This window comes from Gemmobacter aquarius (genome assembly GCF_003060865.1).
GTDB lineage: Bacteria > Pseudomonadota > Alphaproteobacteria > Rhodobacterales > Rhodobacteraceae > Paragemmobacter > Paragemmobacter aquarius.
Genome location: NZ_CP028920.1, coordinates 184,698 through 198,760, shown reverse-complemented (window position 1 = coordinate 198,760; position 14,063 = coordinate 184,698). Strand labels below are relative to the sequence as shown.

Below are 14,063 nucleotides of genomic sequence, written 5' to 3'. Positions count from 1 at the left end.
GCCGTAGAATGACCAGGGTGATGCTGACTTCGCTGATTGCTGCCGCAGTGGTGGCAGACCAGTTGACCAAGACCGCAGCGCTGTCGCTGCTGTCGCAGGGGACTGCGGTCCCGGTCCTGCCGGGCCTCAACCTTTCCCTCGGGTTCAATACCGGCGCGAGCTTTGGCATGATGGGCGGGTTCATGGCGGGTAAGCCCCTTCTGATGGCTGCGCTGACGGGCGCACTGACCATCGCCTTCGCCGTCATGGCATTCCGGGCGCAACCTGCTTTGGAAAGGGCAGGCTTTGCACTGGTCGTGGGCGGGGCGCTTGGCAACATCATCGACCGGCTTCGGCAGGGTGCCGTGACTGATTTCCTTGATTTCTATTGGCGTGACTGGCACTGGCCCACGTTCAACGTCGCCGATATTGCGATCACTCTCGGCACGGTCCTGATCCTTGCCGCCTCGCTTCCCCTTCGTCGCCGCAAGGAGCCGGTTCTTGACCAAAGCTGACCCGCAGAGCCTGTCGCGTGACGACCTTTCCTTGACCGTCGCTTTCCTGATCGCACTGGCGGCCACGCTTGGTGCGCTCTTCATCGGAGAGGTGCTTGGTCAGATGCCCTGCACGCTCTGCTGGTATCAGCGTATCGCCATGTTCCCCTTGGTGCCGATCCTTGGCCTGTCGCTCTGGCGGGGAGACGGGATGGCGCGCACCTATGGCTTGCCGTTGGCTTTCGCCGGGCTCGCACTTGCGGCATGGCATTCGGGCCTGTACGCAGGGATCCTGCCCGCACCGATCGTGCCATGCACTGAAAATGGCCCCTCCTGCACCGGTGAGGCGCAGATGATCCTTGGCCTGCCGATCCCCTATCTCTCAGCGGTCGCCTTTGCGGCGATCCTTGCCTGTCTCATCCTGCCGAAAGGACACCGCACATGAACCGCCGCACCCTTATCCTTGGAGCCTCCGCACTTGGTGTTGCTGCCTTCGCGGGTGGCGCCTTCGTGCTGAAACAGCGCCGCGACGCCGAGGCAGAAGCGGCGGCCGCCGCCACGCCAACCGAGGATCAGGCCCTCTTGGTCCGTGACTACTCCCCTAGCTTCGGCCCCGCCGATGCCGCCGTCACACTGGTTGAATTCTTCGATCCCTCCTGCGAGGCCTGCCGTGCATACCACCCCGTGGTGCAGGAAATCCGGCGGCAGTTCCCGACGCAGGTCCGGGTGGTGCTGCGCTACACCGTTTTCCATGAAGGCTCGGACGAGGCAGTGCGCATCCTCGAGGCTGCGCGGATGCAAGACAAGTTCGAGCCGGTGCTGGATGCGCTGCTGGAACAGCAACCAGGCTGGGCTGTCCATGGCTCGCCCGAGATGGATGTCGCCTGGGAGATTGCCGGGGCTGCAGGCCTCGATCTTGAAAAGGCCGAGACGGACCAGTTCTTCCCGGGCATCACTGGTATCCTGAATCAGGATGCGGCCGACGTGGAAGCCTTGGCTATCCGCCAAACGCCAACCTTCTTCCTTAATGGCAAACGGCTGGAGAATTTCAGCGCCGACAGCCTCATCGCCGATGTGCGGTTTGCGGTCGAGAATAGCTGAAGGCCTTCAGGACCGGTTGGCGAAGGCTGAAAACAGGGCCAGCGTTCGCTCGCTGACATGGTGCTCGATGCCTTCGGCATCGCGTTCCGCTGTCTCGGGATCAAGGCCCAGACTGATGAGAAGCGTAGCACGATCTCGTGCCGCCGCCGACATTCCTTCGCGAGCGCACGGCCTGTGTCCGTCAAAAACACCGAGCGATACTTCGCGCGGGTGATCAGTCCCTCCCGCCAGACGGTCGAGCGTCTTGCTCACTGTCGGCACCTTCACACCAAGCCGGGCGGCGATGTCTACGGGCGCGCTTCGCCGTGTGGTGGATCAGTTCGGCGATCAGTTCGACATAGTCCTCGGCTAGTTCATTGCGCCGGGCTTCGCGAACACCCTGAAACGCCCCGGCGCGCAGTCCGCGGGCCGGTCATCCGTTGTGGGTTGGGGTGCAGGATCGAACTCTGTCATGTGAATAGTCTCGCACGGGATGGATTGACAAGTAAAGCGCGGGGCAGAATGTTAGCATTGTCTAACTTTATGCGCCGCGTCTTGTCGGGCGCGATCAGCCAGGAGTGCCAAGAGCCATGACGACCAATGCCTGCGGCAGGAAAGCGAGACTCCCTCCCTTTCCGAAGTCTTCCGCACCATCGCGTCGGGAACGGTGGCACCAGCCGGTTCCGCCGGTTCCTCGCCTTCATCGTCCCGGTTATCTGGTGGCAGTGGGCTATATGGACCCCGGCAACTGGGCGACCTCGCTCGCCGGTGGCGCGGCGTTCGGTTACACGCTCTTGTTCGTCGCGCTTCTGTCGAACATCATGGCGATCCTCTGCAGTCTCTCTGCGCGCGGCTGGCTGTCGCCTCGGGCCGCGATCTGGCGCAGGCCTGCCGCGATGCTTTCCCGAAATGGATGTCCGTCCCGCTCTGGATCTTTGCCGAACTGGCCATCATCGCCACAGACCTGCCGAGGTGATCGGCACGGCCATCGGCCTCAACCTGCTCTTCGGCATCCCGCTCGAGATCGGCATCTTCATCACAGCCGCCGACGTGTTCCTGATCCTTGGCTGCAGAACAAGGGGTTCCGCTGGATCGAGGCGCTGATCATCTCGCTGATGGCGCTGATCGCGGCCTGTTTGTCGTGTTGATTGCTCAGGCCGACCCAGTCTGGGGCGAGGTCATCGCAGGCTTTGCCCCAAGCCGCGAATTTCAACAACCGACGATGCTCTACCTCGCTCTTGGCATTATCGGGGCGACGGTAATGCCGCATAACTATACCTGCATTCGGGGATCGTGCAGACTCGCGCCTTCGGGCTTGATCTGCCCTCGAAGCGCGAGGCGCTGAGGTTGGCGACTTGGGACAGCACCATCGCACTGATGTTCGCCTGACGATCAATGCATCGATCCTGATCCTGGCCGCTGCTGCTTCTACACCGTGGGGCAAAACGACGTAGCCGAAATTGACAAGGCGCATCTGTTGCTGGAGCCCTTGCTCGGCTCGTCGCTCGCGCCGGTCCTGTTCGGTGTGGCACTCCTCTGCGCGGGGCTGAACTCTACTGTCACCGCCACCATGGCCGGACAGATCGTGATGGAAGGTTCATCAACCTGCGCATCGCCCCTTGGGCGCGGCGGCTGATTACCCGGGGCCTTGCCATCATCCCAGCGATCTTCGTGATCCTGCTCTACGGCAGCGGTGGTGTGGGTGAGCTTTTGATCCTGAGTCAGGTGGTGCTGTCATTCCAGCTTCCCTTCGCCATAGTGCCCTTGGTGATGTTCACAGCCAGCCGCGCCAAGATGGCGAACTGGTCGCACCCCGCTGGCTGACCGGCCTCTGTTGGTTGATTGCGGCCGTGATTATCGTGCTGAACGTGAACCTGCTGTCGACCGTGCTTTTGGGCTGACCCTCAGCCGATCGTTCCCAAACAGGAATGTCTCTAGCAACCAGAAAGCAATATCCGTGATCTGCCCGGTCATTACAGCGATACCATAGCGATCATGACAACGCCCGCTACCCGATGAAGCCAGAGGCTTGCACGACCAAGTCGCCTGATGCGTGCGGCCAGTTCATTCGTAAATGCGGCGAGCAACAGGAACGGAACACCAAGGCCGACCGAGTACACTGTCAAAAGGGCCACGCCATCTGCCCCCGAAGCCGCACTCACCGTCAAGATCGACCCTAAAACTGCCCAATGCAAGGCGTCCAGCCAAAAGCAAACGCGAGCCCAAGCAAATAGGCGCCAAGAGGGTTTCCGCCTTTTGCATCAAATGTGAATCGCGTGTCACGGAGCAGGATGCCCGGCCGTATAAGCCCGGTCATGACCAATCCAAACACGATGATAAGCGCACCGCCGACAATGCCGAGCTCGTATTTCCATTGCAAAAGCAAGCCACCGAGAAGGCTGGCACCAGCGCCCAAGGAAATAAATACTGTCGAGAAACCCATAACGAAATAAAGGCTCAAGAGCAGGCGATTCAGGCGAGTTTTCATCTGCACGACACCGTGCGCACTCTGGCCCGGTTGCCCTGCTATGTAGGACACATAACCGGGCGCCAGCGGCAGCACGCACGGGGACAGGAAGACAGAGCCCTCCCAAAAAGGCCGCGAGGACTCCAACGCCAGAAATTTCAAACACGGGTCCTGCTCTCTTTTCGACAAATGAATTGACACCATCGCCCGACATTCGACGCGATAAGCCTGAGAGTTCGCTAACACCTCAAGCAACCTGAGCAGCAAGCAGGTTCTTGCCTCCCGCTTCCATGCAGGGCAGGAATCAAGACGATCATGGTACACATTTGAGTGAACCGCGCGCGCAGTTCGCCGACAAGACTTGAACCTCGATCCATAAGTGGGTGTATCCGTGCCGTCAGAGATTGTCGTCCGAACTGCTCTCTGGGGCAAGCATGGGACGACTTTAGCGCTCCATCGCTGGCTTGTTTACTTCCGCACGGTCTGAGGTGGCGTTCAGCCCGAGCAAGGGGAATTTTTATGTTAGGCAGATCGACGCTAATTCTTGTGCGACTTGGGTGCTGCTTAATTGTGGGTGCCTGCTCAGTTCCGGCCAGTCAGTCAATCGACAAGGAAACAGGGTTTCTCAAAGAATGCCGGAAGGGGTTGGGGCGATTGCCGCACCTTACCAGAATCTTCAGGAAGTGCTTTTGAGGCCAGAGGACGGTTGCTACTGGTACCGCTACGTCGGGCCGGTCGAGACGACAATGCTGCCACTGCGAACCGTCGCGGGGCGCCCAATCTGCACACAGGCTGCTGTTCAATCCGAAGTAACGGGCTGAGCCAATAGTCGCGATACGAACAAACGTCCACTTTCGGTCGAGCGTGTCCATGTTGTAGTGTTGACCATGGAACGCGCGGCCAAGCGGAAGGGTCATGCGGTGGTGACCCTATCGCCTTCTTCAGCTGGATAAAGTGGGCTGTCACACCAGTTTGGACCTGATCGTAAAGATCATTGATGTGTGGCATTACCATGCGGACGCAACCTGAGCTTGCCCGGCTGCCGATAGACCGCGGGAGTGGGGTTCCATGAATGCGCAAATACGTATCCCTTTCGCCCAGGTAGAGATAAAGTGCGCGTGATCCCAAGGCATTGCCTGGACCCGGTGCCATCCCGTCAGCGAACTTGGCGTAGATCTCTGGTTCCCGCGCAATCATCGACGCGGTTGGTGTCCAGTTGGGCCACTTCGCCTTGCGCCTGATCGTGTAGGTTCCAGGTTCGTAAAGTCCGTCGCGGCCGATGGCGACACCGTAGCGCATAGCTGATCCATCTGGTTGAATATGGTATAAGTACCGGGCGATCGCATCAACATGGATGTCACCGGGAACCAGACCAGTGCGCGCTTGGACGCGCGTCGGCAACAGGCGCGGATGAAGTCCCCAAGGGTTCGTTGTGGTAGGTTCATAGCCAAGTGGTGTCACCTCTGCGTCCCACGCGTCCCACTGGTCTTGAAGATGCGAGCCCGCCACCACTGGAGAGGAAACTAGCGCGGCGGCGCCTACCAAAAATCCGCGTCGATCGACCATCCGCTTCGCTTTCACAATATGAGTGCCTCCCGAATACACCAGAAGGGTTAGTCGTTAACGGCACCGCTTTCTGGTCTCAAGTCCAGTCAAGTCACTGTTACCTCCGCAATACAGCAAGACGAAGACTGTCGCGCTTACTGCCGGACACAAATTTTTCCCAGAACAGACCACCAGCTCTAATGCGCCTTTCGATGTAACACCGCCCTGTGCTTTTCTCGATACATTTGCATCTCATGCGGCCGAAACGCTCTCACTTTCTCACGCAGAACGGTGGGCTAAGGCGGTAAGCTCTGAGCCGGATGCAAAAGGTCTTTTGCCAAGCGGTCCGACAGCTTGCCCCTTGATCGTCAGATCAGCAGCACCTGAGTGCCGACTTGTGCAAGCTCGTAAAGTTCAATGACATGCTCGTTGTAGAGGCCGATGCACCCGTTCGATGATCTGCGACCGATCTTCCGGGTATCATGGGTGCCGTGGATCAAATAGGCAGGCCAGGACAGATACAATCCGCGGACACCAAGCGGGTTGTCCTTGGATCCGCCTTCGACCATCTTCGGCCAGTCCGGGTTGCGCTCGAGCATGGATGCCGTCGGACGCCACGGCGGGTTCACAGCCTTGCGGACAATCTCGGTCCGCCCGAGCCGCGTCAGTTCCTCGGACAGGGGGACGGACGAGGGATAGAGCCGGTAGATCGACTGATCCTCTGACCAGTAATGCAGTGCGCGTGATTTTGTGTCCGCCAGAATTGCACCACCCTTAGTATTCTCAAAATAGTCCCGCCACTGAGGCATCCGGAAGCTGGACACGTTGTTCCGTACGCTGCCGGATACAGGAGCCTGAAACTCGGTCGTGCCGTCCTGCGCCAAGGCTGGTAGGGCCGCAAGACCCGCCATCCCGACTGCTCCGCCCATCAAAGCCCGTCGCCCGATCCGTTCCTCGGCCATGGATCACTCCTTCACCTACGTTTCGGAATGGGCAGTATCGTCCTCTTGCCTCCGGGACAAATCAAAGAGCCGTCAACAGAGCACGGTTTGGGCCGAAAGCGCTACAATCACTGCGCCGTTCTTCTTGCGAGGTTTCTGATGGGCCCATGGAAGTCGACCAACAGGTCTCGACACTCTGACATTGCCGTGATCCGGCAACGCATGCCTTGCATCTCAAGTAGCTAGAGCAATTAGCCCTCGCCACTCAAGACGGGGGCTTTCGCAGGATGATCACTTCAGACGCTCATCCCTTTTCCGGCGGAAAGCTGCTTCAAGGTCTGCCCGGTTTGGGCGTGGCCCTGGCCGCTGGTGCCGCACTTGTCCTCGCCTTGCCGCCATATTCGATCCTGCCCTTTGCGCTGATCGCCTTCGCTGTGCTGGCAATTATGTTGCATGGCACGCCGTGGCCTGTCGCGTTTCGAATCGGATATCTGTTTGGCTTAGGCCAGTTCGTGCCCGGGCTTTTCTGGATCACCGAAAGTTTTCAGGTCGAGGCAGATCGGTTCGGATGGTTGGCTTTGCCAGCCGTGTTCGGCCTTGCAGCTCTGCTGGCAGTGTTTCCGGCTTTTGCCTGTGCCCTTGCCGCCCGCATGGCGCGCGCCGGATTGCCGCTCTCGCTTTCGCTTGCGACAGGCTGGACCGGCCTTGAATGGCTGCGGGGGCATGTTCTGACGGGGTTTCCTTGGAACCTTGCTGCCTACACGCTGGCCGATTGGTTGCCTCTCGCGCAGATGGCCTCCCTGGTCGGCAGCTATGGGCTGGGGTTCCTCTTGGTGCTTTGTTCAGCACTGGTCGGGCTGGCTTTCCGCGCGCCCGCTCGCAGGTTGCAAGTCATCCGTTTCGCCAGCGCCACCGCAATTGCGGTCACCGTCGCTGGTTTCGGTTTTGCGCGCCTGACCTTGTCCGATCCCCCGTCGGAGCGCGGCACTCAAATCCGCGTCGTGCAACCGAACATCGCGCAAAGCGCCAAGTGGGATGAAGGATCCCGGAAAGCCAACATCCTTCGGCTTCTGGCTCTTTCTGCGCGCCCGGGCGACTACGATATCCTGCTTTGGCCCGAAACCGCATGGCCGGGGTTTCTCGCCGAAGACACTGGGGCCCGTATCATGCTTGGGTGGCTCTTGCCGAAGACCGCCGTATTGTTGGCGGGCAGTCCTGAGCGGGAGGTTACCTCTAACGAAACAGTGTACCGAAACTCTGTGCTCGCCATCGCGCCGGATGGCTCCGTCCTGACGCGCTACGCCAAGCATCACCTTGTGCCCTTTGGTGAATACGTGCCGTGGCGGAGAGTCCTGCCGTTCCAGCGATTGGTCGAATCTTTAGGTGATTTCCTCCCCGGTCCGGGTCCCCGCACCCTTGCATTCGGCCCACATCCCTATGCGGGCATCGCTATCTGCTACGAGATCATCTTTCCCGGGCATGTGGTCGATGATGCCATCCGACCGGACTGGATATTCAATGCAACCAACGACGCCTGGTTCGGCAGCTCGATTGGTCCAAAGCAACATCTGGCTTCAGCCCGGATGCGAGCCATCGAAGAGGGGCTTCCACTCGTGCGGGCCGCAAATACGGGAATCTCGGCGGTGGTCGATGCCTACGGCGAGACACTGGCGATGCTGGACATTGAGACTTCTGGCGTAATCGACATGCGCTTACCGAGATCCCTGCCACCGACCCTCTACGCCCGTCTTGGCGACTGGTCCGCACTTCTCCTTATCCTTGGCTCTTGGGGAGTTTTCGCCTTCTGGGTCTGGCGGAAAAAAACGGTCTTGAAAGGAAGCCAGAAATGATCGGACCAGTTTTCGGGATCGTCGGATTCCTGTGGGGCTACTATCTCGCCCGACAGCGCGGCGGCAAGACGCTGGACCGCCTGCAATATGGCGCAGGCTTCGCCATCGCTTTCGGGCTGTTTGGCACCCTCCTTGGCGTTGCCCTTGCCCGGTTTCTTGGGGCGGCCTGATCGGCGAAACCTCGCCGGTGCTGCACTCCTCACCTTTTTGTCGGTTGAACCTCTAGTTGCTCGAGGTTCTAGACCGCACGCTGTTCTCATCGCCTGGACTGTTCATGCGTCTTCGTCTCTTCAGATCATCCTTTGGGTCGCCGCGACTGCGGCGGTCGTCGCTTTTGCGGCGGCGCGGTGGTGGCCTGCAACGGAGGACAGCGCAGCTGCAGCATCTGCTTTCACGCCCACCTTCGCACTTGCAGACAGCGAAGGTCGTATCCGTACGACGGACGAATTCCGCGGAAAGTTCCTGTTGGTGTTCTTCGGCTTCACAAGCTGCCCGGATGTCTGCCCCACGACACTCTCCGAAGTTGCACAGGTCATGGATGACCTTGGATCCGAGGCAGGATCGGTGCAGCCGATCTTCATCTCGATCGATCCCGAACGGGACAGACGGCTTGGACTGACTGACTACACCAAGGCGTTCCACCCAGCGATCCTCGGTCTGGCCGGCAGCGAGGCCGAAACACAAGTTGCGGCCGCAAGCTTCAAGATCTTCTACGAGCGGGAGGCCGACACCACTTCGCCGGACGGCTACACGATGGCGCACAGCCCTGGCCTCTATCTGATCGGCCCAGATGGCGCGTGGCTGCGTCAATTCACCTACGGCACTCCGGCGGCCGAAATCCTCTCCGACCTTCAATCGAGACTTTGACCCATGAAACACTTCCTCCTTGCCGCATCTCTGATCGTGTCCGCGCCTGCCGCCATGGCCTGCGAGACCGTGACCATCGGTGATCTGACCGTTGAGCACGCCTGGTCCAAGGCGACGATTGGCGCGGGGCGACCCGGCGTTTTCTATGTGGGGATCACCAACGCTGGATCTGCGGACGATGCGCTGATCGGCATTGCAACGCCTGCAGCCGGTATGCCGATGCTGCACGAGACTGTCGTTCAGGACGGCATCGCATCAATGCCGCATGCGATGTCCATCCCTGTGCCGGCCGGCCAGAGCGTGCAGCTTTCGCCTGGCGGATACCACGGCATGCTGATGGGGCTGACGACAGCCCTGAAGGAAGGGGACAGCTTTCCGGTCACCCTCATCTTTGAAAAGGCCGGAGAGGTCACGATGAATGTCGATGTCCTTTCGTTGCGCGCGGAGGGTCCGGATTGCGCCGACGCAGGGCAATAATCCTCGGCGCTGGAGGTGCCATCGGAGCCGTCGCCTTCATGCTGGGCGTCGGAGCCTATCGCACGCGCAACAGGCCAGCTCTCAGCGAGGTCCTGCCCTTGCCAATCGGCGAGATGTCCTGGGCATTGACCGACCACCGGGGTCAGTCCGTCCGACCCACAGACTGGGCCCGTCGCCCGGTCATGGTGTTCTTCGGCTTCACCTGGTGCCCGGACGTCTGCCCGACCACACTAAGCGACATATCGCTCTGGCTCGAAGAACTGGGAGCCGACGCGGACCGCTTGATCGTGGCGCTGATTTCGGTCGATCCGGAACGAGACACGCCCGACGTCCTTGCGGATTACGTCAGCAATTTCGACCCGCGTATCATCGGGTTGACGGGTCCCGCCGACAAGGTCGCGCAGGCCGCCGCAGATTTCCGGGTAACCTATCGCCGCGTCGACAAGGATGGCGGCGACTATACGATGGACCACACCGCCGGTGTGCTCCTGTTCCACCCCGATGGGCGCTTTGCCAGCATCATCGACTTCCATGAAGACCGGCGCTTCGCCGTTCCCAAAATCCGCCGAACCCTCAGTTGAAAGGTCATTCTGCCAGATGATCCGCTCCGCGTTTCTGATCCTTGCTGTCGCATCTCTCGCCCCGCTCCAGGCAGTGGCAGATCCTCCGACGGCGCATTTGCCGATGGCATTCGAAGCCACAATCGAACCCGGTGACACATTGGACAGCGTCCTTGGTCACGCAGGAATCCCCGCGACGATCCGGGCAGAAGCTGCCCTCGCGCTGTCAGGTGTTTACGACTTGACCGATCTGCGACCCGGTCACCGGATCGAATGGGCGGCAGCGTCCGGGGATTCAGCATCGCTGACACGCCTGTCACTCTTCGTGGAAGATGGTGTGGAGATTGCTCTTCGCTTCGATGGGCCATTAGCCGCACAGCGCATCGACCCACCGGTTCGTGAGACGGACCGGCGGGAGACCTTGACCCTCGACGGAACCCTTTACGACGCCTTGACGGCCCGAAATGCACCAGAACGCTTTGCGGTTGACCTAACCGCAGTTCTTGCGGGCCAGGTCGATTTCAGGCGCGACCTGAAGGGCGGAGAGACCTTCGCGCTGGTCTGGCAGGAAGACCAACTTCCCGATGGCAGCATCGCGGGCGAGCCGCGCCTGAGTTACGCGCGGTTGGAGCTTCGCGACCGCGTCCTCGAACTCGTTGCGACCGAAGCCGCCGGCCCGGTCATCGTCTTTGAAGATGGCGAAGCCGTGCAGCGTTCAGCGGCACCCATCCTTGGTGCACGACTGTCGTCCGTCTTTGGGCGCCGGAACCATCCCGTGTTGGGTGGGGTTCGCATGCATACCGGGATCGATTACGCGGCACCCGTGGGCACCGAAGTCTCGGCGACCGGCGCCGGTCGGGTGATCTTTGCGGGCTCGATCCGCGGCTATGGCACCACGATCGACATTGATCACGGCGGTGGGGTCGTGACGCGATATGCGCATCTTTCAGAGATCGCCGAAGACGTTCGCGTGGGGTCACGGGTCAAGGCGGGAGACGAGATTGGCGCGGTCGGCGCGACAGGGCTCGTGAGCGGCCCCAACCTTCACTACGAAGTTCGTGTCGACGGCAGACCGGTCGATCCTAAAGACCAGGACGCCTTGCCGGAACAGGAGATTGCTTCGGCAGATGATCTCAATGCGCTCGCCACCTGGCGCAGCGAAACTGGCTTCATTTCAGGAACTGACGGAGAACGCGGATGAACAGATATTTGATCGGACGCCGCGAGGTCATCCTTGCAGCAACAGCATTTGCCGTAACCCCTGCCGCCAAAGCTAAGGCAGAGGAAGAACCGCCAATCCATGTCGTCAAGGGGCGTGGCTGCGAGTGCTGTGAAGCATGGGTCGACTATCTGCGGGAGCAAGGCTTCACCGTGACCGATGAAGTTTCGATGGGCACGCTGTTGATCCGCTTCAAGATGGATCAGGGAGTTCCGGTCAAGGCGTTTTCCTGCCACACGGGAACGGTCGAAGGCTATGCGCTTGAGGCCATGTTCCCGCCGCAGACATCCGGCGGTTGCTGGCTGAGCGTCCCGACGCTGTCGGACTTGCCGTGCCCGACATGCCTTACGGCTCGCCCGGCATGGGGTCTGAAGACAGCCGCGATGCCTACGATGTAGTACTGATCCGGCGCGATGGCGGCCTAGAGGTTTACACCAGCTATCCGGCCGCCTGATATCACATCATTGCTTGCGGATTCCGATCATTGCCTTCGCGCTCTTCGGCCGACACAACAGACCAGTCAAAAGGCACCGACGATCTGTTCGACGGCGTCGTCGCTGTCCCAAGCGAACGGACCTTGTAGCCGTCCGATCTCGCGGCTTTGACGGTCAATCAGAAGCGTTGTCGGCAGCCCGATAAAGGCCAGGGCAAGCTGAACCCTTAATGGCTCAGCCCAATAGAGCGGCAGAGCGTCCAGACCGATCTCGTCATAGAACTGTCGGCCCCGGCCAATCCCAGCGTCATCAATGCAAAGAGGCAGGACCGCGAAATCCGCGCCGCCGAGCCGTTTTTCAAGTCGCTCAAGCATCGGCATCTCTTCCCGACAGGGCGGGCACCACGTCGCCCAAATGTTCAAAAGGATCACCCGTCCGGCGAAGTCGTCGAGATACCGGGTGGTTCCTTTCTCATCCAGGATCGGGGGTGAAAGCAGTTGCTGAGGGTCGCTCCGAAGTCGGAATGGAGGCCGAGCCTCAGCCGGAGTTGCGAGATAGGGCATGGCGAGGCCGACGAGTACCGACCGGCGGCAGATATGGGTGAGCATGGCGTGTTCCCCGTAAAAAGGCCCGGACCCGCAGACTGGCTGCAGGTCCGGGCGCGCTTCAGGCTAAAACCGCGAACTCGGTCATCATGCCGGTCGAGAGGTGGGGCATATGGTGGCAATGCAGCATCCAGCGCGCGGCTTCACCTGCGTCCAACGCAACCGTCACCATGCCCATCGGCGGCACATGCACGGTGTCGCGTACCGCACCTGCAAAACGCGCGCCACCAGTGCCGACCACCTGAAACGCGTGACCGTGAAGGTGCATCGGATGTGCCATCATGGACATGTTGTGAAACATCATCTCGACCCGATCGCCGGACTTCGCCGTTACCGGCACATGGGTGCCCCAGGTCTGTCCGTTGATCGTCCAGACATAGGGCATCATCGAGCCACCCAGCATGAGCATCGGCTGCGATGCGGGCGCACGTTCGGGCAACGGAGTGACCGCGCGAAGCAAGCTTTCCTGTGCGAGATCGCCGCTGAAGGCGGGATGGTCTCGCTCCGACAAGTCAGCGATCTTCGCCACAGCGGCCCCCGGCGTGGCCAGGATGACACCCGTCCTTTCCTTGGCGCCCTCGCGCAAGGCGAGAACCGGATACGCCCCGCCCTCCCTCGGTACTTCCAGCTCGATGTCGAGACGCTGGCCCATCGCGACACCAAAGCGACTGCCAGGCAGCGGTTGCACCGGCTCGCCGTCCACCGCAACCAGCCGTCCGGGAAGCGCGCCCGTATCGATCCAGAAGACAGTCGCAGCGGCGGCATTGATCACGCGGACCAGCACTTGCCCGCCTTTGTCCACCTGTACGACTTCCGGGTCGTCAAGCGTCCGGTCGTTGGCGAGATAGGCATCGAAGTTGTAGTCGTTGAGGTCCATTGCCATGCCGTCCATGCCCGGCATCGCCATCATGCCGCCCTGCTCCATGGCGCCCATGTCCATCCCGGAATGGTCCATGGCACCTTGCCCCGACTGGCCATGATCCATGCCGGCCATCGATGCGCCGCCGGTGATTTCGGTCAGCACCTCGGCGGGCGACTTGAACGCAAAGTCGTGCAGGAACAGCGTCACCTCCTGACGATCTGCCGCAACATCCTCGGGCCGCCGCACGATCAGTGGCGCTGCTAGAAGTAGCATTTCATGCGCCGGGACGTGGGCGTGCATCCAGTGGGTGCCCGGCCTTGCCGCGAAGTCGTAGGCGCGGATGTCACCGGGCTGCAGCATTGGCATCGGCAGGTCGGGGACACCGTCCTGTGCGTTGTCGGGGATCTGTCCGTGCCAGTGAATGATGGTAGGCTCTGCGAGCGAGTTCTTGAGGTCAACCGCAAAGGCCTGTCCAGGATCGAGTACAAGCCCCGAGCGGCCATTGCCATCCATGAGCCCCCAGACGGTTGCGGCCCGGCCTTTGATGTCAAGCGTCCGGGTTGTGGCCGTCAAAGACATCCGGGCGGATTGGGCCCGCACCCGAGCGGGCAGGACCAAAGATGCGGCCGTGGCCGCAGAAGCGGCCAAAAAGCCGCGACGAGAAAGAGATAGCATGCGAGTTC

At 60.8% G+C, this 14,063-nt stretch carries 13 protein-coding genes and 5 pseudogenes; 12 read left to right on the top strand and 6 right to left on the bottom strand.

The genetic code is table 11. The annotated features are described in order from the left end of the window. The 3 genes from lspA to HYN69_RS20225 form a co-directional block, all read left to right on the top strand. On the top strand, window positions 1-494 hold a 494-nt coding region (lspA, locus tag HYN69_RS20235; RefSeq protein ID WP_329608652.1), incomplete at its 5' end, for a signal peptidase II. After that, entirely contained in the window at window positions 481-918 is a 438-nt protein-coding gene (locus tag HYN69_RS20230) for a disulfide bond formation protein B (protein ID WP_108437561.1), read from the top strand. The genes lspA and HYN69_RS20230, both read left to right, overlap by 14 nt. Next, window positions 915-1,574 (top strand): DsbA family protein, encoded by a 660-nt coding sequence (locus HYN69_RS20225; protein WP_108437560.1) that lies wholly within the window; start codon window positions 915-917, stop codon window positions 1,572-1,574. The genes HYN69_RS20230 and HYN69_RS20225 overlap by 4 nt, the downstream gene beginning before the upstream one ends. Before the next feature lie 6 nt (window positions 1,575-1,580). On the opposite strand, the pseudogene mntR reads toward HYN69_RS20225, so the two are convergent. Next, window positions 1,581-1,974, bottom strand: a pseudogene (mntR, locus tag HYN69_RS20220) (manganese-binding transcriptional regulator MntR). Between the two features lie 246 nt (window positions 1,975-2,220). Between mntR and HYN69_RS21780 the strand changes: the two are divergent. Further along, window positions 2,221-2,657, top strand: a pseudogene (locus HYN69_RS21780) (divalent metal cation transporter). Window positions 2,658-2,694: 37 nt separating this feature from the next. Next, window positions 2,695-3,377: pseudogene (locus HYN69_RS21775) on the top strand (divalent metal cation transporter). A 352-nt stretch (window positions 3,378-3,729) separates the two neighbouring features. Here HYN69_RS21775 and HYN69_RS21860 read toward each other — a convergent pair. The 3 genes and pseudogenes from HYN69_RS21860 to HYN69_RS20195 form a co-directional block, all read right to left on the bottom strand. Beyond that, the gene (locus tag HYN69_RS21860) at window positions 3,730-4,182 is read right to left on the bottom strand and encodes a cytochrome c biogenesis CcdA family protein (RefSeq protein ID WP_329608651.1); all 453 of its coding nucleotides are present in this window, start codon (window positions 4,180-4,182) and stop codon (window positions 3,730-3,732) included. Window positions 4,183-4,950: 768 nt separating this feature from the next. Further along, window positions 4,951-5,586: pseudogene (locus HYN69_RS20200) on the bottom strand (L,D-transpeptidase); the annotation flags it as partial. 347 nt (window positions 5,587-5,933) lie between these two features. Next, complete coding sequence (locus HYN69_RS20195; protein WP_108437555.1) at window positions 5,934-6,527, bottom strand: L,D-transpeptidase; 594 nt, start codon at window positions 6,525-6,527, stop codon at window positions 5,934-5,936. Between the two features lie 266 nt (window positions 6,528-6,793). Between HYN69_RS20195 and lnt the strand changes: the two genes are divergently transcribed. From lnt to HYN69_RS20165, 7 genes and pseudogenes are all read left to right on the top strand, one after another. Then, window positions 6,794-8,356 (top strand): apolipoprotein N-acyltransferase, encoded by a 1,563-nt coding sequence (lnt, locus tag HYN69_RS20190; RefSeq protein ID WP_108437661.1) that lies wholly within the window; start codon window positions 6,794-6,796, stop codon window positions 8,354-8,356. After that, window positions 8,353-8,526 carry a hypothetical protein gene (locus tag HYN69_RS21065; RefSeq protein WP_174213677.1) on the top strand — a complete coding sequence of 58 codons (174 nt, stop codon included), beginning with the start codon at window positions 8,353-8,355 and terminating at the stop codon, window positions 8,524-8,526. The genes lnt and HYN69_RS21065 overlap by 4 nt, the downstream gene beginning before the upstream one ends. Next, window positions 8,513-9,223, top strand: a complete 711-nt coding sequence (locus tag HYN69_RS20185; protein WP_230426609.1) for an SCO family protein — start codon at window positions 8,513-8,515, stop codon at window positions 9,221-9,223. The genes HYN69_RS21065 and HYN69_RS20185 overlap by 14 nt, the downstream gene beginning before the upstream one ends. Before the next feature lie 54 nt (window positions 9,224-9,277). Beyond that, entirely contained in the window at window positions 9,278-9,700 is a 423-nt protein-coding gene (locus HYN69_RS20180) for a copper chaperone PCu(A)C (RefSeq protein ID WP_230426605.1), read from the top strand. Continuing rightward, the gene (locus HYN69_RS20175; RefSeq protein WP_108437552.1) at window positions 9,679-10,281 is read left to right on the top strand and encodes an SCO family protein; all 603 of its coding nucleotides are present in this window, start codon (window positions 9,679-9,681) and stop codon (window positions 10,279-10,281) included. Before HYN69_RS20180 ends, HYN69_RS20175 begins: the two co-directional genes overlap by 22 nt. Further along, window positions 10,232-11,461 carry a M23 family metallopeptidase gene (locus HYN69_RS20170; RefSeq protein ID WP_216824709.1) on the top strand — a complete coding sequence of 410 codons (1,230 nt, stop codon included), beginning with the start codon at window positions 10,232-10,234 and terminating at the stop codon, window positions 11,459-11,461. Before HYN69_RS20175 ends, HYN69_RS20170 begins: the two co-directional genes overlap by 50 nt. Further along, window positions 11,458-11,933 (top strand): annotated as a pseudogene (locus HYN69_RS20165) (DUF411 domain-containing protein). The gene HYN69_RS20170 and the pseudogene HYN69_RS20165 overlap by 4 nt, the downstream one beginning before the upstream one ends. 66 nt (window positions 11,934-11,999) lie before the next feature. Here HYN69_RS20165 and HYN69_RS20160 read toward each other — a convergent pair. Together HYN69_RS20160 and HYN69_RS20155 are read right to left on the bottom strand one after the other, a co-directional pair. After that, a complete protein-coding gene (locus HYN69_RS20160; RefSeq protein ID WP_230426604.1) occupies window positions 12,000-12,521 on the bottom strand; it encodes a TlpA family protein disulfide reductase in 522 nt (173 codons plus the stop codon). Window positions 12,522-12,579: 58 nt separating this feature from the next. Then, entirely contained in the window at window positions 12,580-14,055 is a 1,476-nt protein-coding gene (locus HYN69_RS20155) for a multicopper oxidase family protein (RefSeq protein WP_108437549.1), read from the bottom strand. Window positions 14,056-14,063 lie beyond the last annotated feature (8 nt).

Coding starts and splice junctions, on each gene's coding strand:
- HYN69_RS20225 (WP_108437560.1), top strand. CDS start 915: ATGAACCGCCGCACCCTTATCCTTGGAGCCTCCGCACTTGGTGTTGCT.
- HYN69_RS20195 (WP_108437555.1), bottom strand. CDS start 6,527: ATGGCCGAGGAACGGATCGGGCGACGGGCTTTGATGGGCGGAGCAGTC.
- lnt (WP_108437661.1), top strand. CDS start 6,794: ATGATCACTTCAGACGCTCATCCCTTTTCCGGCGGAAAGCTGCTTCAA.
- HYN69_RS21065 (WP_174213677.1), top strand. CDS start 8,353: ATGATCGGACCAGTTTTCGGGATCGTCGGATTCCTGTGGGGCTACTAT.
- HYN69_RS20180 (WP_230426605.1), top strand. CDS start 9,278: ATGGCCTGCGAGACCGTGACCATCGGTGATCTGACCGTTGAGCACGCC.
- HYN69_RS20170 (WP_216824709.1), top strand. CDS start 10,232: ATGAAGACCGGCGCTTCGCCGTTCCCAAAATCCGCCGAACCCTCAGTT.
- HYN69_RS20160 (WP_230426604.1), bottom strand. CDS start 12,521: ATGCTCACCCATATCTGCCGCCGGTCGGTACTCGTCGGCCTCGCCATG.
- HYN69_RS20155 (WP_108437549.1), bottom strand. CDS start 14,055: ATGCTATCTCTTTCTCGTCGCGGCTTTTTGGCCGCTTCTGCGGCCACG.